The 21,302-nt window shown below is 58.5% G+C and carries 23 protein-coding genes and 1 pseudogene; 16 read left to right on the top strand and 8 right to left on the bottom strand.

Going from position 1 to position 21,302, the window contains the following annotated elements:
- Nucleotides 1–95: 95 nt before the first annotated feature.
- The 3 genes from AEYBE204_RS30555 (at nucleotide 96) to htpG (ending at nucleotide 4,578) form a co-directional block, all read left to right on the top strand.
- Nucleotides 96–1,094 (top strand): SDR family oxidoreductase, encoded by a 999-nt coding sequence (locus AEYBE204_RS30555; RefSeq protein ID WP_081724653.1) that lies wholly within the window; start codon nucleotides 96–98, stop codon nucleotides 1,092–1,094.
- A 21-nt stretch (nucleotides 1,095–1,115) separates the two neighbouring features.
- Complete coding sequence (locus AEYBE204_RS30550) at nucleotides 1,116–1,973, top strand: DMT family transporter (RefSeq protein WP_023462333.1); 858 nt, start codon at nucleotides 1,116–1,118, stop codon at nucleotides 1,971–1,973.
- A 715-nt stretch (nucleotides 1,974–2,688) separates the two neighbouring features.
- Complete coding sequence (htpG, locus tag AEYBE204_RS30545) at nucleotides 2,689–4,578, top strand: molecular chaperone HtpG (RefSeq protein ID WP_031230564.1); 1,890 nt, start codon at nucleotides 2,689–2,691, stop codon at nucleotides 4,576–4,578.
- A gap of 380 nt (nucleotides 4,579–4,958) precedes the next feature.
- Here the strand turns inward: htpG and AEYBE204_RS40865 are convergent, their stop codons facing one another.
- Together AEYBE204_RS40865 and AEYBE204_RS30540 are read right to left on the bottom strand one after the other, a co-directional pair.
- Entirely contained in the window at nucleotides 4,959–5,276 is a 318-nt protein-coding gene (locus AEYBE204_RS40865) for a GNAT family N-acetyltransferase (RefSeq protein WP_369751895.1), read from the bottom strand.
- Nucleotides 5,277–5,470: 194 nt separating this feature from the next.
- Nucleotides 5,471–5,773: a DUF1778 domain-containing protein gene (locus AEYBE204_RS30540; RefSeq protein ID WP_023462331.1), complete on the bottom strand. Its 303-nt coding sequence runs from the start codon at nucleotides 5,771–5,773 to the stop codon at nucleotides 5,471–5,473.
- Between the two features lie 652 nt (nucleotides 5,774–6,425).
- Here AEYBE204_RS30540 and AEYBE204_RS41035 point away from each other — a divergent pair.
- From AEYBE204_RS41035 to AEYBE204_RS40720, 4 genes and pseudogenes are all read left to right on the top strand, one after another.
- Nucleotides 6,426–7,145: an NtaA/DmoA family FMN-dependent monooxygenase gene (locus AEYBE204_RS41035; protein ID WP_023462330.1), complete on the top strand. Its 720-nt coding sequence runs from the start codon at nucleotides 6,426–6,428 to the stop codon at nucleotides 7,143–7,145.
- Nucleotides 7,142–7,273 (top strand): annotated as a pseudogene (locus tag AEYBE204_RS41090) (hypothetical protein); the annotation flags it as partial. The gene AEYBE204_RS41035 and the pseudogene AEYBE204_RS41090, both read left to right, overlap by 4 nt.
- A 188-nt stretch (nucleotides 7,274–7,461) precedes the next feature.
- Entirely contained in the window at nucleotides 7,462–7,758 is a 297-nt protein-coding gene (locus AEYBE204_RS41025; protein WP_023462329.1) for a hypothetical protein, read from the top strand.
- 77 nt (nucleotides 7,759–7,835) lie between these two features.
- A complete protein-coding gene (locus AEYBE204_RS40720; RefSeq protein WP_369751889.1) occupies nucleotides 7,836–8,069 on the top strand; it encodes an alpha-ketoglutarate-dependent dioxygenase AlkB in 234 nt (77 codons plus the stop codon).
- Between the two features lie 85 nt (nucleotides 8,070–8,154).
- Here AEYBE204_RS40720 and AEYBE204_RS30530 read toward each other — a convergent pair whose 3' ends face one another.
- Both AEYBE204_RS30530 and AEYBE204_RS30525 read right to left on the bottom strand, forming a co-directional pair.
- Complete coding sequence (locus AEYBE204_RS30530) at nucleotides 8,155–8,529, bottom strand: nuclear transport factor 2 family protein (RefSeq protein ID WP_235068174.1); 375 nt, start codon at nucleotides 8,527–8,529, stop codon at nucleotides 8,155–8,157.
- Between the two features lie 119 nt (nucleotides 8,530–8,648).
- A complete protein-coding gene (locus AEYBE204_RS30525; RefSeq protein WP_023462327.1) occupies nucleotides 8,649–9,356 on the bottom strand; it encodes a hypothetical protein in 708 nt (235 codons plus the stop codon).
- Nucleotides 9,357–9,516: 160 nt separating this feature from the next.
- Here AEYBE204_RS30525 and AEYBE204_RS30520 point away from each other — a divergent pair, with 160 nt between their 5' ends.
- Nucleotides 9,517–11,508: a winged helix-turn-helix domain-containing protein gene (locus AEYBE204_RS30520; protein WP_023462326.1), complete on the top strand. Its 1,992-nt coding sequence runs from the start codon at nucleotides 9,517–9,519 to the stop codon at nucleotides 11,506–11,508.
- Between the two features lie 142 nt (nucleotides 11,509–11,650).
- Here AEYBE204_RS30520 and AEYBE204_RS30515 read toward each other — a convergent pair whose 3' ends face one another.
- Nucleotides 11,651–12,124 (bottom strand): AtaL-like protein, encoded by a 474-nt coding sequence (locus tag AEYBE204_RS30515; RefSeq protein WP_023462325.1) that lies wholly within the window; start codon nucleotides 12,122–12,124, stop codon nucleotides 11,651–11,653.
- Nucleotides 12,125–12,135: 11 nt separating this feature from the next.
- Nucleotides 12,136–13,017, bottom strand: a complete 882-nt coding sequence (locus tag AEYBE204_RS30510; RefSeq protein ID WP_023462324.1) for an SDR family oxidoreductase — start codon at nucleotides 13,015–13,017, stop codon at nucleotides 12,136–12,138.
- 102 nt (nucleotides 13,018–13,119) lie between these two features.
- Between AEYBE204_RS30510 and AEYBE204_RS30505 the strand changes: the two genes are divergently transcribed.
- Nucleotides 13,120–14,013: a LysR family transcriptional regulator gene (locus AEYBE204_RS30505; protein ID WP_023462323.1), complete on the top strand. Its 894-nt coding sequence runs from the start codon at nucleotides 13,120–13,122 to the stop codon at nucleotides 14,011–14,013.
- A 125-nt stretch (nucleotides 14,014–14,138) separates the two neighbouring features.
- On the opposite strand, the gene AEYBE204_RS30500 is transcribed toward AEYBE204_RS30505, so the two are convergent.
- The gene (locus AEYBE204_RS30500) at nucleotides 14,139–15,020 is read right to left on the bottom strand and encodes an AraC family transcriptional regulator (RefSeq protein ID WP_023462322.1); all 882 of its coding nucleotides are present in this window, start codon (nucleotides 15,018–15,020) and stop codon (nucleotides 14,139–14,141) included.
- Between the two features lie 135 nt (nucleotides 15,021–15,155).
- Here AEYBE204_RS30500 and AEYBE204_RS30495 point away from each other — a divergent pair, with 135 nt between their 5' ends.
- From AEYBE204_RS30495 to AEYBE204_RS30475, 6 genes are all read left to right on the top strand, one after another.
- The gene (locus AEYBE204_RS30495; RefSeq protein ID WP_023462321.1) at nucleotides 15,156–15,899 is read left to right on the top strand and encodes an SDR family NAD(P)-dependent oxidoreductase; all 744 of its coding nucleotides are present in this window, start codon (nucleotides 15,156–15,158) and stop codon (nucleotides 15,897–15,899) included.
- A 14-nt stretch (nucleotides 15,900–15,913) separates the two neighbouring features.
- On the top strand, nucleotides 15,914–16,309 hold the full coding sequence (locus AEYBE204_RS30490; protein WP_023462320.1) for a VOC family protein: 396 nt from the start codon (nucleotides 15,914–15,916) through the stop codon (nucleotides 16,307–16,309).
- Nucleotide 16,310: 1 nt separating this feature from the next.
- On the top strand, nucleotides 16,311–16,652 hold the full coding sequence (locus AEYBE204_RS40715; protein ID WP_200862174.1) for a hypothetical protein: 342 nt from the start codon (nucleotides 16,311–16,313) through the stop codon (nucleotides 16,650–16,652).
- Nucleotides 16,562–17,269, top strand: a complete 708-nt coding sequence (locus AEYBE204_RS30485) for a hypothetical protein (RefSeq protein ID WP_200862173.1) — start codon at nucleotides 16,562–16,564, stop codon at nucleotides 17,267–17,269. The genes AEYBE204_RS40715 and AEYBE204_RS30485 overlap by 91 nt, the downstream gene beginning before the upstream one ends.
- A gap of 10 nt (nucleotides 17,270–17,279) precedes the next feature.
- Nucleotides 17,280–17,606 carry a nuclear transport factor 2 family protein gene (locus tag AEYBE204_RS30480; RefSeq protein WP_023462317.1) on the top strand — a complete coding sequence of 109 codons (327 nt, stop codon included), beginning with the start codon at nucleotides 17,280–17,282 and terminating at the stop codon, nucleotides 17,604–17,606.
- A gap of 105 nt (nucleotides 17,607–17,711) precedes the next feature.
- Entirely contained in the window at nucleotides 17,712–18,182 is a 471-nt protein-coding gene (locus AEYBE204_RS30475) for a nuclear transport factor 2 family protein (RefSeq protein ID WP_023462316.1), read from the top strand.
- Between the two features lie 214 nt (nucleotides 18,183–18,396).
- On the opposite strand, the gene AEYBE204_RS30470 is transcribed toward AEYBE204_RS30475, so the two are convergent.
- Entirely contained in the window at nucleotides 18,397–19,830 is a 1,434-nt protein-coding gene (locus AEYBE204_RS30470) for a serine hydrolase (protein ID WP_023462315.1), read from the bottom strand.
- A 503-nt stretch (nucleotides 19,831–20,333) separates the two neighbouring features.
- Here AEYBE204_RS30470 and AEYBE204_RS30465 point away from each other — a divergent pair.
- Nucleotides 20,334–21,275: a TraB/GumN family protein gene (locus AEYBE204_RS30465; RefSeq protein WP_023462314.1), complete on the top strand. Its 942-nt coding sequence runs from the start codon at nucleotides 20,334–20,336 to the stop codon at nucleotides 21,273–21,275.
- The last annotated feature ends 27 nt before the right edge of the window (nucleotides 21,276–21,302 follow it).

Here is a 21,302-nt window from a genome sequence, read left to right as displayed (position 1 = left end):
TACCTTAGCTTGATGCTCGAATGACCAGCTCGATGCGCCATTCTTATCCGTAATCGCCTAGGGTCTTGCGCATCTTAGCAGATCAGGACGCGCTTATGCCTACGGATAACTTCACTGCCTTTTCGCGTCGTCAGATGGTTGGCGGCGCGGGAATTGTCGGCGCAGCGTCGGCAGCTCTCGCGGTGCCCGCCACGGCACAGTCAAACGTCGCAAACCCCTTGCAGGACCCAGCGACCAGATATCCCAAGCCACCCTTCAAGACGCAGTCTCAGGCCTGGCCAGGTCTTGCCTCGAAGATGGAGCCTAAGCCCGATCACGGCGAACAAACCTACAAGGGCTCCGGGCGGCTGAACGGGCGCAAGGCCCTGATCACCGGCGGCGATTCCGGCATGGGCCGCGCCGCCGCTATCGCCTATGCCCGCGAAGGCGCCGACGTGGCGATCAACTATTTGCCCGACGAAGAAGCCGACGCCAAAGAGGTCATCGCCCTGATCAAGGCCGCCGGGCGCAAGGCCGTCGCCATCCCCGCCGATATCCGCACAGAAGCTGCCTGCCAGCAGATCATCGCCGACGCCGTGAAAGGCCTCGGCGGCCTCGACATCCTCGTCAACAACGCCGCCCGGCAACAAACCAAGGCGTCGATCCTCGATATCTCGTCCGACGATTTCGATGCGACGATGAAGACCAATATCTATGCGCCGTTCTGGCTGACCAAGGCCGCCCTGCCGCATCTGAAACCCGGTGCGGTGATCATCGGCACGACGTCTGAGCAGGCCGAAGAACCTTCCGCCGACCTCTACGACTACGCCCAGACCAAGGCCGCCACCAGCAACTACGTCAAATCGCTGGCCAAGCAACTGGGGCCGAAGGGTATCCGCGTCAATGGCGTCGCGCCCGGACCGATCTGGACTCCGTTGCAGGTCTCCGGCGGCGCGACGATGGAAAAGCTGCAATCCTTCGGCGGCAATACGGCGCTGGGGCGTCCGGGTCAGCCGGCGGAACTGGCCTCCATCTACGTGCAACTGGCCGACTCGTCCGCCAGCTATACGACCGGCGGCATCTATAACGCCATGGGCGGCGGCAAGGTCGGATAGGCCCCGTCCAAAGGCATACGCATGAGCCCCGCCATTCTGTTCGGTCTCGTGGCCGCCGTCTGTTACGGCACCGCAAATGTCATCGCCCGGTTTTCGGGACGTTCGGTCGGCGTCCTGCCAACCCTGGTCTGGAGCCAGCTTTTCCTGCTTCTCTGCGCCTCCATAGCGGTGCTGCTTCTGTGCGCGCGATTCGAGGGCGACCTCATCGATTGGGCGGCGCTACTGGCCGCCAACCTGTCGATCATCGCCGCCACCGCCTGTTTATACCGAGGTCTGGCCACAGGTCGGCTGTCCGTCGTTGCCCCGGTCATGGCCAGCTACGGCGCGGTAGGTTCCGGTCTTTCGCTGCTGACCGGCGAAGAGGCTACACCGGTTTTGCTCACCGGTCTGAGCCTGACGGTTGTTGGCGCGATCCTGTCGGCCCTGCCGTCCAAAACAAGGACCAACTCGAAGACTTCAGGGGTCTGGCTCGCTGCGGGTGCGGCGGTGTTTTACGGACTGGGTTACTGGCTGCAAGGCAAGTTTGTCCTGCCCGCCTTCGGTCCCGTCCCGACCATATGGCTGTATTACCTGAACTCCGCTGCCGTCTTCGGCCTGACCGCCATGCTGCGCCGAACACCGGTCCTACATTTCGGCGGCGCCAAAGACGTTGCGCTGCTGCTCATCACCGCCTCTCTCAGCGGCGGTGGATTCGCGGCCATGATGGTCGCACAGGCCGACGGCGAAATCGCTATCGCCACCGCCCTGAGCTCGGCCGCCACCGCCATCACGGTCGTCCTCGCCTTTTTGTTTATGAAAGACAAGCCCGACTGGAAAGGCTGGCTGGGCGTCGCGGCGGTCGTAGCGGGTATCGCCATCCTGCAACTGGCGGCGGGTTGACCTACCCGGCCCTTATCTTTGAGCCTCAAACCTGCATGTTATCTACGCTACGTTTCTCAAACGATACTTTTTCCTGCTCAACCAAGCCTTCGACCTATCTCGGAAGCAGAATGCTGCTTTAGTGCCAATCTAAGTCGAACTGGAGTGTCGAAAGGTCCGCTGCACAAACTCTGGATGCCTACGAACGCTGCAGAGAATTGTTCACCGCGATTTTGCCAATGCGACCGTTTGGCCCGACTGAATATGGTGGTACCAAATCGATGAATCGCGGGGTCGTTCGACCGGAAGGCTAATTCAGCCGATAAGACGCGATCAGGCTGTCAATACACGCGAACGCCGTTAGACTATGAACTGATGGTTCGGCTTCCCGCAGCAACTGGTCATAGAGGCCCATAGCAGTGCTGTAGAGTGTCAGGGCGGCAGCTGGGGCGGGCGATGCCCATGACAGCCGACCAGCCCGATCCGCGCGCTCCAGCAGTTACTCGAATACGGTTTTTGACCGGCAGATTTCGCTCAGACGCGTCTGGGCCTCTCTGGCTTCGCATGGGCCGTTTTTTAATCAGACGCAGATGTCAGCGACGGGCTACAGACAGCCCTGAGAAAGCCGTTGAAAATTCGTCGTTTATCCGCCGATTTCGCTATGCCCTACGCTTGACAATAGCCAAGGCAAAAACCATCTCATCCCCGTTTTCTAACCTCAGGGATGACGATAATCATGACCACGACGACAGAAGAAAAGCCTGTGGAACAACACGCGTTCGAAGCCGATGTCAGCCGGCTGCTGCACATGATGGTGCACTCGATCTATTCAGACAAAGACGTGTTTCTGCGAGAACTGATCTCCAATGCCGCCGACGCGTGCGAGAAGCTACGCTATGAAGCGATATCGAATCCTGATTTGGCCGCTGACGGTGTTCGGCCCCGCATCGTGGTGAGGTTGAACGAAGAGGCTCGTACGCTGATCGTCGAGGATAACGGCATCGGTATGGACCGTGACGAAATGATTGAAGCGCTTGGCACCATTGCGCGCTCCGGTACCCGCGCTTTCATGGAGCGGCTGGAGGCAGCCAAGGGGGGAGAGAACGCGCAACTGATCGGTCAGTTCGGCGTCGGTTTTTACTCCGCGTTCATGGTCGCCGACCGCGTAGACGTCATTTCCCGTCGCGCGGGACAGACCGCCGCCTGGACCTGGTCCTCCGATGGTCAGGGCACTTACAGTATCGGAGAAGCAGAGCCATCAGACGCGCCCGCGCGCGGCACGCGTGTCACCTTGCATCTGACCGACGACGCAAAGACCTATACAAGCAAATGGACGGTGGAGCGCATTATCCGCGAGCAATCCGGTCATGTCCCGGTCCCGATCGAACTGATCGAAAAAGAGGGTGGTGAGCCGACGCAAGTGACCGATGGTGCAGCCCTCTGGACCAAGCCTAAATCGGACATCTCAAAAGACGATTACGCTGATTTTTATCGCAGCGTCTCCGGCCAGTACGACGACCCTCTCCTGAACGTCCACTTCCGCGCGGAAGGGCTGCACGAATACACCGCCCTCGCCTTCGTGCCCGGTTCGCAGCCCTTCGATCTCTTCGACGTCGAACGCAACGGTCGCATGAAACTTTATGTCCGGCGCGTGTTCATAACCGACGACGCCGAATTGCTGCCCCGCTATCTGCGTTTCGTCAGGGGTATTGTTGATACCTCTGATCTGCCGCTCAACATCTCACGCGAAATGATCCAGGACAGCCCGGTTCTGACGGCCATCCGCAGGGGCGTGACCGGTCGGGTGCTGAACGCCCTTGAGAAATTGCCCGAGACGGACACCGTTTCGTTCACCAAAGCGTGGGAGCTGTTTGGACCAATCCTCAAGGAAGGCATCTACGAAGATTTCGAGCGGCGCGCCCAGTTGCTTAAGCTTGCGCGGTTTAGAACGACGATTTCCGACGACAATACCCGTAGCCTCGACGACTATATCAAGGATATGAAACCAGGCCAGACCGACATCTATTACATGTCCGGCGCCAGTCTGGAGCAACTCAAGGCGTCTCCCCAGCTGGAAGGGTTCCGCGCCAGGGGTATCGAGGTCCTCCTTCTGACCGATGCAGTGGACAGCTTCTGGACATCGAATGTCGGCGACTATGAAGGTAAGGGTTTCAAGTCCGTGACTCAGGGCCTGGCTGACCTCGACGCCAAGGCCGACGAAGATGATACACCAGATTCAGCAACCGAGGTCACGCCTCAGCTTTCGTCTCTGATCGACTACATGAAGGACACCCTAAAAGAGCAGGTGGCTGATGTGCGTCGCTCGCGACGTTTGACGGAAAGTGCGGTCTGTCTGGTCGCCTCGGATGCCGGCCCGGACCGGCAACTCGAAAAAATTCTGCAAAGCGCGGGTCGCGTGAAAACCGCCTCGAAGCCAGTGCTGGAAATAAATGCCGATAGTCCGCTGGTCCAGGCCGTTGCGATCCTCACCGACCCTAGCGCGAAAGAGGACGCCGCCTGGCTTCTCCTCGATGAAGCGCTTGTCCTTGACGGCGATCGCCCAGCCAACCCGCGAGCTTTCGCCCAGAGACTCTCACGTCTGTTCGCTAAAGCCTACGGCGTTTAGGGATACAGCCGGCCACGATGGCGTGGCCGGCTGACCGCGGTCTCCGGATGCCCTGAGGGGTATCGAACGAAAATATCGGTTTTACGTACAGCTCACGGTCTGTGTCCGAGCGTGCCCTGTCACAAACTTTGACGCGGCAGACAGAGCTGTTCGGCGACGTCGGTATTCGCTCTTGCAAAGCCGTACTCAATCAGCCCGCCAATGACTGCATCTTCCGCTGTTTAAGTGCGCTTACTTTAGCCCGGTCACTATTTAAGTAAAGCGCATATTGCTTAAATAACGTTGGGGCCACATTGCTGGATGCGTAAAACACGGTTCGCTCTCCACTTTTTCCGGGCAAGTCCAAAGTCTTAGTATTGGATTATGGCGCGGTTCGAATTTTAGGACGATGCGGCTCGAATTGATGCGGCTATGTCGGCTATAGACCGGAACAATGTCAAAGGATCGTCATGTGAAGGCAGAAATCCTCGCCTCACCCAGAATTCGGCCGCTTCGCCATCGACGGCATTCACGATTAAGGCCCGTCCACCAATGAGCCCCGCCGCAGTTACGCAGCGTTCCAAAGCATGCTTGAGCAAACCAGTCCCAATGCCTCGCCCAGCCCAGTTCTCATCTGTTGCAAGTTGGCCAAGCAGCAAACATGGCACAGGATCGGGTGGCTGACCTGTCCGAATGGCACGCGGCAAACGTGAAGGCACAATGGCTGTTGGTGCGAGGCCATAGTAGCCAACCACGCTGCTGGAACTGTGAACAACAAGTACCGCAGTGAAACCTTTAACCTGATTAGAGAGGGCGCGCGTTTTAAGCCACCTATCGAGCGAGGGCTTACCACATGCAAATTGAGAAACATCGTGTGATGCGTTCAAAAGCTCAGGGCTGGATAATGGCAAACTCAGGCCTCGCCGTTCCCGACAGGAGTTTCCCAAGGCGCTGGGCGGCGGAACACGTCAACCATTTCAGTGACCGGCGTCGCAGGACCAGAAAGCGTGGAAATAAACGCCTCAAAGCCGACGGCGCTCATACGTATAGGCATGGCCTCCATTACGGCGTCTTCCGCTGCACGTACGGCGGCATCGCGAACAAAATCAGTTCGCGAGCGCCCACGCAATAAGGCAGCACGATCAATCATGGCAATATCCGCGTCGGGCAGCCGCATTGAAAGCGGGTGATCTTTTCGCTCAGTTGTGCGTGGCATGGACGGCTCCTTTTAAAAGGCACATATCAAATTGTAGTGCAATTTGCAATACGAATCGACAATGTTACCAATCATGTGAATGAAGACGTGTTATAGTCCGCACCACTCAATCGAGAGACGAGGTGGGTGGAATAAAGGAGAAACCGTCATCCCTAGCTCTCAATTTACACCACAGCATCAGCCTTGGAACAAAGGCCTTCTCATAGGCCACAAGAAGCCTCTGAAACCAAAGGATGTCTGGGCAATCGTGTCGACTGGAACTCAGCAAATCAGTACGAGATCTTGCTCTGTTTAACTTAGGGATCGACAGCAAGTTAGGGGCTTGCGACCTCGTCAAATTGCGTGTGAACGACGTCTGCCAGGCGGGCAAGCCCAGAGACCGCGCAACCGTCATCCAGCAAAAGCGGGAAACCAGTACGCTTTGAAATTACCGAAAACACGCGTCAGTCAATCGAGCGTCTTTTGCCAGAATTACTCGCGAGCGGATCCGAATCCGTAGTCAAGGTCATCTGACTTAGCCAGAAATTCTCGGCAGGCCGTCGCAAAAATATGGTCTGAGCCTTTATTAAATAAACTCATTCGGCTTCAGAGATGCTCGTTTGTGCTGAGGGTACAAAAGCAGAAGGATGCCTGATCTTTTCAGGAGATCAGCATGTCACAACGACACCTTAAACTCGGTTTCATTCTGCATGGGGTTGGCCCCGGCTGGGACGACTGGCGTCACCCCGATGCACCCGTCGACGCCAGCACCAATTTCACTTTCTATAAAAAACAGGCGCAAATCGCCGAGCGCGGCAAGTTCGACTATCTTTTCGTCGCCGACATCGTGTCGATCAATGCCCGTTCTTCGCCACACTATCTCAATCGTTTCGAGCCCTTGACGATTCTATCTGCGCTGGCCGCCGTTACCGAGCGAATCGGCCTCGTCGGTACGGCGACCGTCAGCTATAACGAAGCCTATAACCTCGCGCGACAGTTTGCCTCACTCGACCATATTAGCGGCGGTCGCGCCGGTTGGAACGTGGTCACCTCATGGCTGGAAGGCAGCGCTGCCAATTTCGGCAAGGCAGAACATCTGTCGCACGACACGCGCTATCGTCTCGCCGAGGAATATCTCGATGTCGTGCAGGGGCTTTGGGACAGCTGCGAGGACGACGCGCTGGTCCGCGACAAGGCGACCGGGCAATTCCTCGATGCCGATAAGCTGCATGAACTGAACCACAAGGGCGAGTTCCTGTCGGTCAAGGGACCGCTTAATATCTCACGCTCACCGCAGGGTCAGCCGGTCATTTTTCAGGCGGATCGTCCGAAGACGGGCGCAACTTCGCTGCCCGTGCCGCCGAGGTCATCTTCACCCATCAGGAAACTTTGACCGAAGCGCAGGCCTTCTATGCCGACGTCAAACGCCGCGAGGCAGGGTTCGGGCGCAATCCGGATCAGTTGTATGTGCTGCCCGGTGCCCGCCCCTTCGTCGGCTCGACTACGGCGGAGGCCGAGGCAAGGTATCGCGAACTGGCCGAACTGGTGTCGCTGGAAAACGCCCTGCGCGCCTTGGGCCGGTCGTTCAACGACCACAATTTCAGCGTCTATGACCCCGACAGTGCGTTCCCCGAACAGGTTGCCGCCGATGGGGCGAAGAGCAATCAGAGCGCCTCGAACCGCATTCTGAGCTGGTCGCGGATGAGAAGTTGTCCCTGCGTGAGATTGCTCTGCGCGTGGCCACGCCACGTGGTCATTTTATCGGTACGCCGGAACAGATCGCCGACCGCTTTCAGCAGTGGCTCGAAGGGCGCGGATCGGACGGCTTCAATCTCTTCGAGTCGGTGCCGGGGCAACTGGAGCTGTTCGTCGACGAGGTCGTGCCGATCCTGCAAAAGCGCGGTATCTACAAGACCGAGTATCCGGGCACGACCTTCCGCGAGACTCTGGGGCTGGACGTGCCGGGAAACTGCAATACGTTGCGACGGGCCATTGCAGCGGAGTAAAACGAAGGGCCGCAGTCGAAGCTGCGGCCCTTTATTTGTCTATAAATTCCGGTGCGAAGGCATCCTTGACCGGTCGGGTGATCGGCGGCCCGCCACTGGCGGTGGACAGGTGTTTGAGAATATCCCCCGCCTCGCTGAGCAGCCGGACCCGTCAAGATCGTGTCAGACGGATTCCGCTGCTTCACGGTGATGTCGTCGTTTGGGGCGGTCCGGCCCGCCTCACATATCATGGGATCAATCCGCTGAAGATTGGTGACCACCCGCTCACCAGCGGCGTCAGATACAATCTGACCTTCCGCAAGGCTTTGTGACAGGCTTGGCCATCTAGCGCCCTAAGCGGTCATACGATGCGGAAAGCGCTCCCTCTACCGGATGCGGACATTCGGGGATTCTTAGTTACGGTGTCTCGGCGGCGATCGTTGCCTGACGTGCGATCAGTCTCCACCCGCGAGCGCCTTTGAGCCAGATGTCAGTAAAGGGACGCCATAATGTCCGTCCCGCGCCAGGCCCTTTTGTTGGCACCAGTTCGTCGTAACCCATTACGATAACCACGTCACCCTCCTGACTGACGTGACCGACGATTTTCTTGAATGACTTGTAGTCGAGCAGATCGTCATTCATCGCAGCGATGACCTCGTCGCGATGTAGAATTTGGTTGTTCGGCGCATTCACGACGAACGTATCTGCCCAGACCGACTTCACGCCTTCTATATCGCGCGTGGAAATGGCCTTTCCTAAACGCCCGTACGCGGCGCCGATCTCCTGCGGCATTTTCACGCTATTTTCCTCTGCGCGCGTGCTCGTTGCCGACACAAGAGCTGACACAAGGGTTAGTAGGGTCACGATTTTGAATCCCGGGGCCATGGAACTCTACCTTTCTCTAATTAGGATTAATGGTTTCGAATAAGCGTCTGGACGACATCCAGCACGATGGGCGAGAAGGCGAGCGCGCTGACCGCCACCGGCGTCAGAAGAACGATCACGGCGATGACCACATAGGCCGGATGAATCCCGCGACATCGGTAAAGATCGAATGCCATCGCCATAAACAGAACTGCGAACAGGCAGGCCGCGACACCAAACCCTCCCCAGGTTTGCAATAAAGGCAGCGGCAGTATTCGACCGAAAGCCGGCGACAGGAGCACCAACATGCCGCCAAACATTAGCCGTTTATGCCAGGCTGGGTTTGCACGCAGGAGGGTCGCCCAAGCGATCAGACCAGCGAAGGTGAGGATATTGAGGCCATTCAGAACGAGCAGTACCGAGGGCGGAAAGGCGGGTGGCACACGATCAAAGCGAATGCTGTCGAATGTGGTCTGTAACCCGGAGATCGAGATATAGCCGGCAAGGCCGAGCCCGACGATTCCGAGCCAGATATGCAGCTGGAACCGTCGGCCGACGATCAGACTGTTCTGCGCCACATAAAGCGCGACCCAGGCCAGAAAGCCGAGCGCATGAGTCTTCACGGAGTCTGGTAAACCCGCCATGTCGAAATTATAGCGCGTGGCGTGCAACCCAAACCCGAACAGCACGATCATGGCCATAACAATGGCCATGCCGAGAAAGAACCAGCGTTCAAATTCAACTTCGTCCCGCACGGCAGAATCCTATTGTTATATCCATCGGCATGAGCGCATGCCCTGGACGCTCATTGCCATCAAATACGCTTGGCGAGACAGGACTTGAACCTGACGAAAACCTGATTTCTTTGCCGCACGAGAGCTGGTATCGGTTTAGGAACGGATCGAGCAGGCGCGCATGACCCCAATCTCACTTGCAACAGAACTAGAGCGGGCACTCGGTCGCTTGCGATTGATCCCGTCGGGATGTGAAATCCTCGATGGAAGCGAACGCATCATCGTCGAACCGCGGGTAATGCAGGTGCTGGTAGCTCTGGCGCAGGCAGAGGGTGCGGTCGTGTCCCGCCAAACCTTGATCATAACGTGCTGGGATGGGCGGGCCGTTAGCGAGGATGCCATCAACCGTGCGCTGTCACGCATCCGGCAACTGGCGCAGACCACTGGCGCCTTCAACTTACGGACTGTTCGCAAGGTGGGGTATCGCCTGGATGTAGCGACACGTTCAGAAGCATTGCCCGACATCTCCGTTTCGAAACTCATCCAGGACAAGGCTCCCGATCAAAAAGGGAGGCGCAGACCAATAGGCCTATGGGTTGGCATCGGCCTAATCATTGTCTTTTCCATTATGATCTGGTGGATGACAGGGGGCTTTCCCCGCGAGTCTCATATCGTGCGAATTAACGTCAGCGACATCACGGTCGCGGGAGAACAATCCGCTGCTCAGGCGGCCGATCTGAGAGCCAGACTAGAGGACACGCTTTCCCGTATTCGCGACGTCCGACTGATCGAAGGCCCTCATTCCGGCGCCGATGCCGAATACCAATTGACGGGGGCGTTATCAGGGCCCGCCGTATCACCGGAGATCACGCTCCGGCTAAGCCGGCTTAAAGATCACAATCGCGTCTGGACGTCGCACTTTATCGAGCGACCGGGCATGCCACTGACCTCCAGCCAGCAGGCGGTTGCGGCCGCCGCTCAGTACGTGACGCTTATCCTAAAGACAGATCCGGGCACCAGCGCCAGCGCTTCTTCAGCCGCGCCACCTGAAATTGCCGGCAAGGTCACGGCAGCCCGCCAGACCCTAGCCCAAGCACATGACGCGCGCAGCCATCGCGATTGGGATCGCTTTAAGGCTTTGATGTACGATGTCGATCGACGGGCCGACGATGTACTAGCGCAGGCGCCTCGCAATGCGGGCGCGTTGATGCTCAAATATCAGCTGCTGGCATTGCCCCGTTATCCACGGACGGGTGAAGACCAGGTGAGGTTTGCAAAGCGATTGTCCCAGGCTGAAGCGTATCTGGCGCAAGCGGTCGAAGCGGCACCTGACGATCCGGAAGTCCTGAGCGCCGCCGCGCAGGCCGCCGTGGTCCGTCAGGATTGGGCGGCCAGCGACCGCTTCTTCACTCGCGCGTTGGCAATCGATCCCAATGCACCAGACGCGAACCTCTGGTATGGATATTACCTCGGTCTGATGAACCGATGTAGCGAAGGGCTGGACTACGCCCGGAAAGCGGCTGCGTTAGTCCCCAACGATGCCTGGCGCCAGTTGGCTGTGCCGCGTTTGCTGCTGTGCGACGGGAAGACGAAGGCAGCCGGTGAGCTTTATGCCGCAGCTCTTAAGCGTGAGCCAGGCAACGTCTTCATTCTGAGAGAAGTCTACATGATGCGTCTGGCTCAGCGCGACGCGAAGGCGTTGCTGGCGCTGAATGACTACATGCACGGCCTCTGGCAAGGACGGCCGCCCCAGCCTGTCGCGTCGCTAATGGCACGCATCGCGGCGGGTGCGGAAATGTTAAATGGAAAGCCTGCTGCCTATGACCAGCTTTTGCAGGCAGACTTGAAAGCTCTGGATCAGCCAATAAACGAAACGGCAGGTTTTGGCCCAACGGTGGGGGACAGCTTGTTCCGCCTGGGGTTGGAATATGCAGAGGCGGGCAACGGCGAAGCCGCGACGGGGTGTTTTATGCGCGCGGTCAATGAAGGTGCCCTTCCCCTCCCCTGGGCGCTGCCCTACGGCGCCATTCCTATTCCATCGTTAACCACGCAACGGGCCGATTACAAGGCACTGTGGAAGAGCACACCCCAGCTAAACGAACTGACACGCCAGCGAAAAGCCAACCGTTCATTGCTGAGGGTCGTTGGTTTTGGTGCGAATAGCGGGGCATGACGACCACGAATGCGTCAACGCCGCCTTGCGCCCGAAGCGGACAAGGACATCAGTCAGAAGCTGGTTGCAGAGATATCGCCGTAAGCGGACGTTGGTTCTGAAACATGAGGGATCGGGCGGGGGCACCAGATCCCTGATTCTTTCACAGCCTCCCTTCTGCCAGGAGTTCGCGCATCCTCTGCAAGGTCGACAGTAGAGCGGCCTTATAGCCTTTGTCGCCGTCGAACAACTCCTGTTCGGCCTGTTCCTCGGGGCCGCCGGGCATCTGACCGCGCAGGCCGAGATAGCCATAAAACCGAAGCTGCAAAGCGCCGCTGTCGTCTTCGAACAGCTCGTTGATTATGGCGCCTTCGCGCGGCCCGGTCACCTGAAAGAAGGTGACCTTTTGCTCGGGTTCGAAGGTGATGATCTCGCGCAGGTCGGCGTCGGCGATCGTGGCCTCGCGGACGATATGTGTGGCGCTTTCTTCGACGATATCGCAGTGTGTGCACAGATTGGGCGGCAGGAACAGGCGGGCGTCGCGGGCCTTCAGTACCAGGCCTTGCCAGGCCTGGGCGCGGGTAAGTGGAGTTTCGCCTTGCGGATTGACCGGCACGGTGGCGGTAGAATAGATCATGATCGTAGTCCTTAGATGGTTGGCTGCGTTGTCGGTGCGAACTGGCTGGCGAAGGCGCGATAAGCGTGTAGCGGCCGGCCGAGGAGGCGCGCCAGGCGTTCGACATCGCCAGCTTCCGGTATCATGCCATCGCTGACATAGCGTTGGGCCATCAGGCGCATTTCATAGGCCATCCATTTCGGCATGATTTGCGCCAGGTTCTGTTCGAAGGCTGACGGATCATCGCCGCCATAGACGACCGGCTGGCCCAGCACGTCCGACCAGATGCCGGCGATTTGCGTGCCCGTCAATGTTTCCGGGCCGACCAGGTTGATGGTGTCGATCGGCAGCGTCGCCGCGGCCTCAGCGCGACGGATCAGTTCTATGGCGGCCACTTCAGCGATGTCGCGAACATCGACCATGGCGACACCCTTATTGCCAATTGGCATCGGATAGACGCCAAAGTTGGTGATCACGTCCTTGATCATCAACTCGTTGTCGATGAAGTAGGCCGGGCGCAGGATGGTGGCGCTGAACCCCATCTGGGTGATCATCCGCTCAGCGCCGGACTTGACCGCGAAGTGCGGCACGTTGACAAAACGGTCGGCGTGGATCACCGACAGATAGACGACACGGTTGACGCCAGCTTCGCGGGCGATATTGAGCGTAATCAAGGCCTGGGTAAACTCATCGCCAGCTACAGCATTGAGAAGGAACAGCGTCGACACCCCGGTGAAAGCGGTGCGTAAGCTGTCAATATCGAGGAAGTCGCCCTTTGCCAGTTCTACTGCCGCCGGTAGGTTGGCCTTTTGCGGATCGCGGACAAGTGCGCGAACGGCGGCGCCGCGGGCGATAAGTTGATCGACGACCTGGCGGCCGATGCGGCCTGTTGCGCCTGTAACAAGGATAGTCATGTGCGTCTCTCCAGTGAGGGGTTGCTGACACCGACTAATCTAAGGGTTCACATTTGATCCGATAGCCGCTATATATGGACATACTGTCTCACAGGTGGAACAATGGATCTGGTTGCCCTTTCCGACTTTACGCTTGTGGCGCGGCATGCCGGCTTCGGCCGGGCTGCGCGTGCAGCCGGTCGCCCCAAGGCCACGTTGTCGCGCCGGGTCTGCGAACTGGAGGCACAACTTGACCTTCGCCTGTTCGAACGTGGTGGCCGCACTCTGAAGCTGACGGAAGAGGGACGCGCGCTTTATGAGCGCACCGCCAGCCTGCTGACCGATCTTGATGAGACAGCGGCGGCGATCGCCTCCGGCGGGAACCGGCCGAAGGGACGATTGCGCGTCAGTGCGCCGCTACTGTTTTCGCAGACCGCCATGGGAAAGCTCGCCGCCGGGTTCGCCTTGAAGCATCCCGAGGTTAGCCTTGAAGTCACGACCGAGGATCGCTCGGTCGATATGGTCGAGGAAGGCTATGACCTGGTCATACGCGTGAACCCCTCGCCCGATGAGAGCTTGGTGGGGCGTGCCTTTCTGCGCGATAGGCTGGTTGTTGTAGCCAGTCCGGCGGTTCCTTTGCCAACAGACGATACACCGTCACCGGCGGTCCTTCGCAGCGGTGCCGCGCAGGCATTGAGTTGGCAGGTCACATCATCTGATGGACCAGCGCGCATCACCGTGCGGCCTGTTCTACACCTGTCCTCAATGATCATGGTACGCGACGCCGTGCGCGACGGCGCAGGCGCCGCCTGCCTGCCCGTGTCCCTTGTCAGTAAGGATATCATCGAGGGCCGGTTGGTCAGTTGGGGGGAGGTAATAGGTGCTGATATTGCGCTGTGGGCGCTTTACCCGTCAAGGCGCCTGCTGAACGCACGCGTGTCCGCATTTCTGGATCATCTGAAAGCAGCTTTCCCAACTGGCGCGCCAGATGAGCTGGCAACTTTCCTCAAACCCTGAAGCTACTCGGTAGGAGGGCATCGTGGTGCCCAATGCGGAAGTGGACTTCAGGTTCCAGCGATTAGGTACGATCACCCGGAAAGCGGAACTACATGATTGCGCGTCACTATATATACCGACAAAATTTACGTCACCTGCCCTCTCAGCCTCATCACATCCTTGGATGGCGGTGAACCAAACTGCCTTGCATATTCGCGGCTGAATTGGTTCGGACTTTCGTAGCCGACACCGAACGCTACCTCCGTAGCACTCCCTCCTCCAGCCATCAAAAGTGTCCTGGCATGCAGAAGACGGACTTGCTTCTGGTACTGGATGGGGCTGAGCGCCGTTACCGCCTTGAAATGTCGGTGAAACGCCGAAATGCTCAGCGAGGCCATTTCAGCGAGCGCTTCGACACGCAGCGGCTTAGCGAAGTTCTCACGGATCCATTGAATCGCTACGCCTATCCGAGAGAGCGCGGCGTCGGGTGCCGCAATGTCGCGAAGCATCCAACCTAGCGGGCCTTGCAGCACTCGGAACAGGATTTCTCGCTCATAAGCAGGCGCCAGCACTGAGACCTCGTCCGGTCGTTGCATCAATCGGAGCATCCGAACCCAGGCGTCGAGAAACTCGTCATTGACCGGAGCAACGGAGAAGCCAGATCCAGACAGTTTGCTACGTACCTGAACGGGAAGGTCGCTCATCAGAGCCGCCACTGTTGGGGGGTGAAGCGTCAGGCTTACCGCGAGATATGGTGCCCCGGAGGCCGACGGATGCACCGAGCCGACTGCGGGAAGATCGACCGACATGACGAAGTAGGTCGCCGGATCATAGGCGAACGTCCGTTCACCGACTGTCATTGTCTTCGAGCCCGTAAGAATCAGGTTGATCATCGGTTCGTAAACGGCCGAAAGTTGATGTTCGGGGATTTCGCCCTGAACCATGGCGACACGAGGGATGCCCGTTTCCGTCCTACGGTTCCCCGCCGACGAAGCCAAGCTGCGCAGTTCCTGAAGTTGCTTTTCCATGAAAACGAGCGTGGCAGACCACGGCCCGCGCCGCAAGGATGAAGCAGAAATAGGCAAGCTTTGGAGAGGAATGGGTGAGCGCCGGTGCGCGCTCGGACCTAAGCTCTGGGCACATCAAATACGGAAAGAAACGGAATGAAAATCGTCATCGTAACCGGCAGCAGCCGGAGCCTTGGAGCAAGCGCTGCTATCGAATGTGCGCGCAGCGGCATGGGGGTCGTCGTCACCTACAAAAGCAGCCCTGAAAAAGCCGAGACCGTAGTCAAGACGATCGTCGAGAACGGCGGTAAGGCCGTGGCCGTGAAGCTCGACGTGGGTGATGTCGGCTCATTCCTGGCCTTTCGTGACGCTGTTGCCGCGCGACTCCTGTCAGTCTGGGGTCGGAAGGACTTCGACTATCTCGTCAACAATGCCGGTTACGGGCTGTTCAATCCGATAGCGACCGTCACGGAAGAGCAATTCGACGGGCTGCTCAATGTCCACCTCAAAGGCCCGTTCTTCCTCACGCAATGCCTGCTGCCTTTGATGGCGGACGGCGGCCATATCATCAACATTACCAGCGCCACATCCCGCGTGGCGACGGCGGGCGTCGCGCCCTACGCTGCGTTCAAGGGTGGCCTCGAAGTCCTGACACGGTACATGGCCAAGGAGTTCGGCCCGCGCGGCATCCGGTCGAACTCAATTGCGCCGGGCGCAATACGTACCGAGCTCGGCGGCGGCCTGAACGACGAGTTTGAGGCAATGTTGGCTGGCCAGACTGCGCTTGGTCGCGTCGGCAAACCCGTAGAGATTGGCGGTGTCGTCGCCAGCCTGCTGTCCAGCGAGAACCGCTGGATCAACGCCCAGAACATCGAAGTCGCCGGCGGCTACATAATATAACCAAGGAGAGCAGCATGCTCGATCACGTCTTCATATCCGTAAGCGACATCGCTCGCTCGCTGGCGTTCTACGAGGCGGCGCTTCGCCCCCTTGGGATCGTCCATGCCCATGACTACGACGGGAAGGATGGTCCGCCGGGCCACCCGGACTTGAAGGGCTTTGGCGCCGGCGGCAGGGTGTTCTTCTGGCTTCGCGAAGGCGTCGTCGAAGGTCGTGCCGCCCATATTGGCTTTGTCGCCGACGGCACAGCGCAGGTCGATACCGCCTTCGCCGCATCCATCGTTGCGGGAGGCACGCAGATCCATTCGCCTGGTCCCCAGCTTCACTACGACCCCAGATATTACGCCGCGCAGATCCGCGATCCCGACGGTTACAGCATTGAATTTGTCTACAAGGAATGGCAGCACTAACATGGCAAAACTAATGATCTATGGCGCCAGCGGCTATACCGGTCGCATGGCAGCGCACTACGCGAAGGCGGCGGGAACACCCCTCGTTCTGGCGGGCCGCAGCAAAGAAACCCTCGCCGCGCTAGCCGCCGATCTTGATGTCGAATATCGAGTGTTCGGCCTCGACACCCCTGTGGCAATCGATGAGCGTTTTGCCGACGTTTCGGTCCTGCTGAACTGTGCCGGTCCCTTCCTGCGGCGATCCGAAACGGTGTGCACTATCTCGACACGGCTGCCGAATTCGACAGCTATCGCCTGGCCGAAGTCCTCGACGACGAGGCGAAGGCTGGGGGAACCATGCTAATGCCGGGCGGTGGCGGCAGCGTCGCCATGCTCGGCAGCCTTGCCGAATATGCTGTCGGAAAGGTCCGTAATCCTCGCAAGATCAGGATTGCGCTGCATGTCACGGGTGGTCTGTCTCGCGGATCCGCGATCAGCGCCATGGAAAATGTCACAACCGAGACGCTGGCGCGTATCGACGGAAGGCTCGTCAGTGTTGCAGCCGATGGCAGTCGAAAATTCGACTTCGGCAGGGGCGGGGTCGACTGCTTCCCGGTAACCCTTCCCGATCTCATCACAATCTGGCGCGCGACAGGTGTTCCTAATGTAGAGACCTTCGTGCATGTGACCGGCGACGGCTTCCCCCAGGACGATCTCACTTTGCTTCCAGATGGACCGAGTGAGGAAGACCGTCTCTCGAACCGATATCAGGCGGCTGTCGAAGTCACCGGTGCGGAGGGGCATGTGAGCCGTGCACTTCTCGATACGGTCAACGGCTACACCTTCACCGCGATGGCGGCGGCCGAAGCTGGCCGCCGGGCGCTTTCAGGCGAAGTCCGTGCCGGATTTCAGACGCCAAATGGAGTATTTGGAAGCGGCTTCGCCCAGACCATCGCCGACACAACGATCATCGACGTCTAAGCAAAGCATCATGCAGAAGATCATCAAACGCTTCATCGCGACCGCCAATACCTTCGACGTCGAGGGGGTGCTGTCGCTGTTTGCCGCCGACGCCGTCATCAATGACGTATCGGTCGGTGATGTCTTTGCCGGTAGAGACGGCGTCCAGCTCTACCTCCAGCGGTTCTTTGTTGGGTACAACACCGCCAGCACGCTGTTATCCATCGAAAGCTTGGATAATTTCAACGCGAACATCCGCCTCAATTTTACGGGCGATTTCGGCCACGAGATCGGCATCCTCAAGATCGCGATCAACGCGGACGGCCTGATCGAACGCATCGACGCCGATCTCGAATAATGGCGCCACTCATAGCTCTGCCGAAGCAACGAACATCGGCGTTTGAGACAGCAATACCGGAGAGGGCCCGCATCCCGCGCATCCGGCACTAGAAGGAACACGTTCATGACCACCTCTATATCTCCCGCCCAGGAAAGCACCGACAAGCTGGCCATCGTCGAAGCGCTGTATCGCTTTGCGGCTGGTATCGACCTCCGTGACAAAGGGCTTTTGGCGTCGTCACTTGCGGTAAACGCGGTTTCGGATTTTCGTCCAGCCGCCGCGAAGGCCGGGTTCGAATATCCTGTTATCGAAGGCCGAGATCTCATCGTCCGGGCCCTATCGACCTCTCTCAGCGCGTTAGACACAACCCATTCCGTCAGCAATCCGCGTGTGACGATCGACGGTGATACGGCACACATGGATGTACTCGTTGAAGCTCAGCACGTTCCTCGCAGTGATCCCTCCCGTCATTATTTGATGAAGAATCGCTACGACGTCCAATTGATCCGGTCAGGCGACAGCTGGGTCATCACGCGTAATACCGTCGACAATGTCTGGCGTTCGGGAGACATTGGCGTCCTTAGCGGGATTTAGGACCGAAGAAATGGCCTCGGCGGGAAATGGAAGAGCATCGGCAGGAGACATAACGCGCCTTGGATCGGAGGCTCGATAACCGCCTTTCCCTTACTTAGTGCAAGTCACCCTCGCGCCCTAAGCGGAAATGGAACCGCATTTTCGTCGGTTTCCGAAGTCGGCCCAGAAAGGGGACGATGGCACGGAGCTTACCGGCTCATTAGTCCCGATTGCGCTATTTCCGAACGCCGGGCATATGGCGCCCCCCCTGGTGAAGGATCAGCGACGTCGCCTTGCCATCGGGACCCCTGACGAATTCGACCTGGGCTTCGATGACCTTGTAGAAAAACCGGTCCTCGGCTTCGAGGAATATGGGGGCTTTTCCCTGCCCCGTCACCTGGGCGAACAACTGGCCGTCTTCGAGCGTAATAACCATGTCCATATCCTGCGACAGTTGATACGTGCCGGGATAGGCTGCCAGGGCTTTGGCGCTGATGGCGATTTCCTTGTGGACGACGGGCACGGCGGCGTCCTTGCCGTTCATGACGGCCACCAGCATATTGCGCATGTCTTCGGGCGACGGTGCGCCTGTACCCGTCTCGATGTTCTCAAGGATAATGATCGACATGTTAAGGTCGCGGTACCACGCGACATTGGCGCTAAAGCCCGGAATTGCGCCGGAATGATGGATGTGGCGCAAACCGCCGCGTGGCGCGCGGATGATGAGCCCAAAGCCGTTATTGCCGTCGACGCCGCGAGTGTTCTTATAGGCCGTCGTCATCCTTGTCAGCGATGCCGGTTTCAGAAGCTTGCCGCCGAACAGGCCCTGCTGCCATTTGAGCAGGTCGTGGGTCGTCGTGGAAATGCCGCTGTCGCCAAATTCCGAGGTGTGGTCCCAGGCTTGCGTGGCCGACTCCATGCCGCCGGGCGTGGCGGCATAGCCCTTGATCCCGATCACAGCGACGTTGACCCGGCTGTGGGTCATGTTCAGGGGCTTGAATATCCGCGTCTCAACGAATTTGGCAAAGGGCTTTCTGCCGAGCTTTTCGACAACGAGGGCCAGCAGGACGAAGTTGGTATTGCTGTAGGCGTATTTGGTATCGGTCGGAAAATCGAGCGGCTTGTCCGTGACGTAGGCCAGCATCTGGGTTGGCGTCATAGGTGAGGCAGAGGCGGCCAGGGCTTCGGGACCTTGCTGCCAGTCCGGAATGCCCGAAGTGTGCGTCAGCAGGTTTTTGAGCGAGATGTCGCGCCAGGCAACCGGCAGGCCCTTCAGGTACTGGCCGACCGGCGCATCAACACTGAGTTTGCCATCGTCTTCCAGCAGCATAATCGCCGCGGCCGTGAATTGCTTTGTGACCGAGCCAATATAGAAACGGGTGTCCGGGGTGATCGGCGTTTTCGCCGCACGGTCGGCAAAGCCGTAACCCTTGTCGAGCACGACCTGGCCGTCCCTGACAACCAGGACTGCGCCCATGAACTGATCGGCATCGGTAAACGACCGGATCATGGTGTCCATCTTCGCCACGGCTGCGGCGTCCGTGGTGATCGATGGTGCGGTGGCGGCAGACGCCGTGACCGCCTGTGCGCGACCTTGAGCGGCAAATGCGCTAGCGATGGCCATGGGCAGGCAGAAAACGGCTTCGCGGCGAGAAAGCGTCGATATCATGATAGGTCCTCCGAGACGAAAAACTTTGTTTTTCTTTGATATCCGGCTTAGGGAGGCACAGGTGAATGATGCATGAATACCACGTTCAATGCTGGTCGATTTCGCGCAACAATTCACGATATTTCACTCGATATGCCGGCTGGCGCCCGTACCGGAAGTAGCCTCCTCAGGCTTTCGGTTTGGCTAGCGATGTCCGAAAGCGGACCTAAGGTACTGGCCTTATTCGCTAAGACTTGGTGGGCATGGCGAGTGCGGGTTCGTAGGCCAAATGGGGCCCTGCGAACACCGATCCCGCCGGGGGCGGGGTGCCTGATGAATATGGCGCAGAATCCATAGATACCTCCCATAACGCTGGGCCGCCGCGCTTCATAAGGTCTGCCGGGTATCGTCTTCGCGCGCTTAGACGCCGCCTCTTGATTTAGACTCATCCGCACAGCATTTCGATTTTAACCACACAATCACTTTCCGTGATGGAAAGATTTGACTTGCCAAGATGGAAAGTCATGTTTATCACTTTCCACATCGGAAAGTATGGATCTGTGATGTTTAAATTTGCGCTCGCCGTTGTCTTAGCGGTCTGTCTTATTGCCCCCGTTCCGGCCTCCGCCGCGCCCGCTTCGACCGGCCTGCCTATGTGGGTTATCAAAGACGAAGATTCGACCCTCTACATCGTCGGGACGGCCCATGGGCTCCCGGCGGGCTTACCTTGGCGGTCGGCCAAATTGGATGCGGCACTTTTGGAAGCTAGCGATGTCTGGTTTGAATTCGCCGAGGTCGGCGGTGGCGCGGCAATCCCGCCGGATCGGCTACTGTCCAAAGGGCCACCCCTCTCAAGCCGGCTTACGCTCGCTGAACGCGACCAATACGCTCTGGTTGCCGCGCGACTGAAATTAACGCCGGCAACGCTTTCAGCGATGGAGCGCATGACGCCCGGTGCGGCGGTCATCATGCTTATGGCCCACGTGGCCATGGCGGGTGGGCTTTCAACGGAAGACGGCATTGATCGTAGTCTTGCCCAGAGTGCCAAGGCGCAAGGCGACCGCATCAGTGGCCTTGAAACCATCGATGATCAACTCCGCCTGCTTATATCCGGCTCGGAGGAAGATCAGTTGGTTGCCTTCAGGCAGTTCCTGTTTGCGCCAGAACCACACGAAGATTCGGCTGATTTCCAGCGCGCCCTCGCACTTTATGTGTCCAACGACGATGTCGAGGCCCTGACAACGTATTTTGCGACGTGGGCGAAATCGATGCGCGAGCGTCCCTATGGGCAGGACGCGCTGAATGCGCTGCTGCGAGACCGTAATGCAAAGTGGGTTCCTCAGGTCGAGCAGATCCTTGCCGGCAAGGGCGTGTCATTCATTGCCGTAGGCGCGGCCCATCTGATCGGCCCGGACAACCTTTTCGAGATGCTAAGCCTTCGAGGCATTAAGGCTATGCGCTACTAAACCCTGCATCTATAATAGAGAGACACA

Source organism: Asticcacaulis sp. YBE204, from assembly GCF_000495855.1.
GTDB lineage: Bacteria > Pseudomonadota > Alphaproteobacteria > Caulobacterales > Caulobacteraceae > Asticcacaulis.
The sequence above is the reverse complement of the archived record's forward strand: the minus strand, read 5'-3'. Positions and strand labels throughout refer to the sequence as shown.

Excerpts from the sequence above, each read along its gene's own strand:
- AEYBE204_RS30555 (WP_081724653.1), top strand. The coding sequence starts at position 96 with ATGCCTACGGATAACTTCACTGCCTTTTCGCGTCGTCAGATGGTTGGC.
- AEYBE204_RS30550 (WP_023462333.1), top strand. The coding sequence starts at position 1,116 with ATGAGCCCCGCCATTCTGTTCGGTCTCGTGGCCGCCGTCTGTTACGGC.
- htpG (WP_031230564.1), top strand. The coding sequence starts at position 2,689 with ATGACCACGACGACAGAAGAAAAGCCTGTGGAACAACACGCGTTCGAA.
- AEYBE204_RS30540 (WP_023462331.1), bottom strand. The coding sequence starts at position 5,773 with ATGCCACGCACAACTGAGCGAAAAGATCACCCGCTTTCAATGCGGCTG.
- AEYBE204_RS41035 (WP_023462330.1), top strand. The coding sequence starts at position 6,426 with ATGTCACAACGACACCTTAAACTCGGTTTCATTCTGCATGGGGTTGGC.
- AEYBE204_RS30530 (WP_235068174.1), bottom strand. The coding sequence starts at position 8,529 with ATGCCGCAGGAGATCGGCGCCGCGTACGGGCGTTTAGGAAAGGCCATT.
- AEYBE204_RS30520 (WP_023462326.1), top strand. The coding sequence starts at position 9,517 with ATGACCCCAATCTCACTTGCAACAGAACTAGAGCGGGCACTCGGTCGC.
- AEYBE204_RS30515 (WP_023462325.1), bottom strand. The coding sequence starts at position 12,124 with ATGATCTATTCTACCGCCACCGTGCCGGTCAATCCGCAAGGCGAAACT.
- AEYBE204_RS30510 (WP_023462324.1), bottom strand. The coding sequence starts at position 13,017 with ATGACTATCCTTGTTACAGGCGCAACAGGCCGCATCGGCCGCCAGGTC.
- AEYBE204_RS30505 (WP_023462323.1), top strand. The coding sequence starts at position 13,120 with ATGGATCTGGTTGCCCTTTCCGACTTTACGCTTGTGGCGCGGCATGCC.
- AEYBE204_RS30500 (WP_023462322.1), bottom strand. The coding sequence starts at position 15,020 with ATGGAAAAGCAACTTCAGGAACTGCGCAGCTTGGCTTCGTCGGCGGGG.
- AEYBE204_RS30495 (WP_023462321.1), top strand. The coding sequence starts at position 15,156 with ATGAAAATCGTCATCGTAACCGGCAGCAGCCGGAGCCTTGGAGCAAGC.
- AEYBE204_RS30490 (WP_023462320.1), top strand. The coding sequence starts at position 15,914 with ATGCTCGATCACGTCTTCATATCCGTAAGCGACATCGCTCGCTCGCTG.
- AEYBE204_RS40715 (WP_200862174.1), top strand. The coding sequence starts at position 16,311 with ATGGCAAAACTAATGATCTATGGCGCCAGCGGCTATACCGGTCGCATG.
- AEYBE204_RS30480 (WP_023462317.1), top strand. The coding sequence starts at position 17,280 with ATGCAGAAGATCATCAAACGCTTCATCGCGACCGCCAATACCTTCGAC.
- AEYBE204_RS30475 (WP_023462316.1), top strand. The coding sequence starts at position 17,712 with ATGACCACCTCTATATCTCCCGCCCAGGAAAGCACCGACAAGCTGGCC.
- AEYBE204_RS30470 (WP_023462315.1), bottom strand. The coding sequence starts at position 19,830 with ATGATATCGACGCTTTCTCGCCGCGAAGCCGTTTTCTGCCTGCCCATG.
- AEYBE204_RS30465 (WP_023462314.1), top strand. The coding sequence starts at position 20,334 with ATGTTTATCACTTTCCACATCGGAAAGTATGGATCTGTGATGTTTAAA.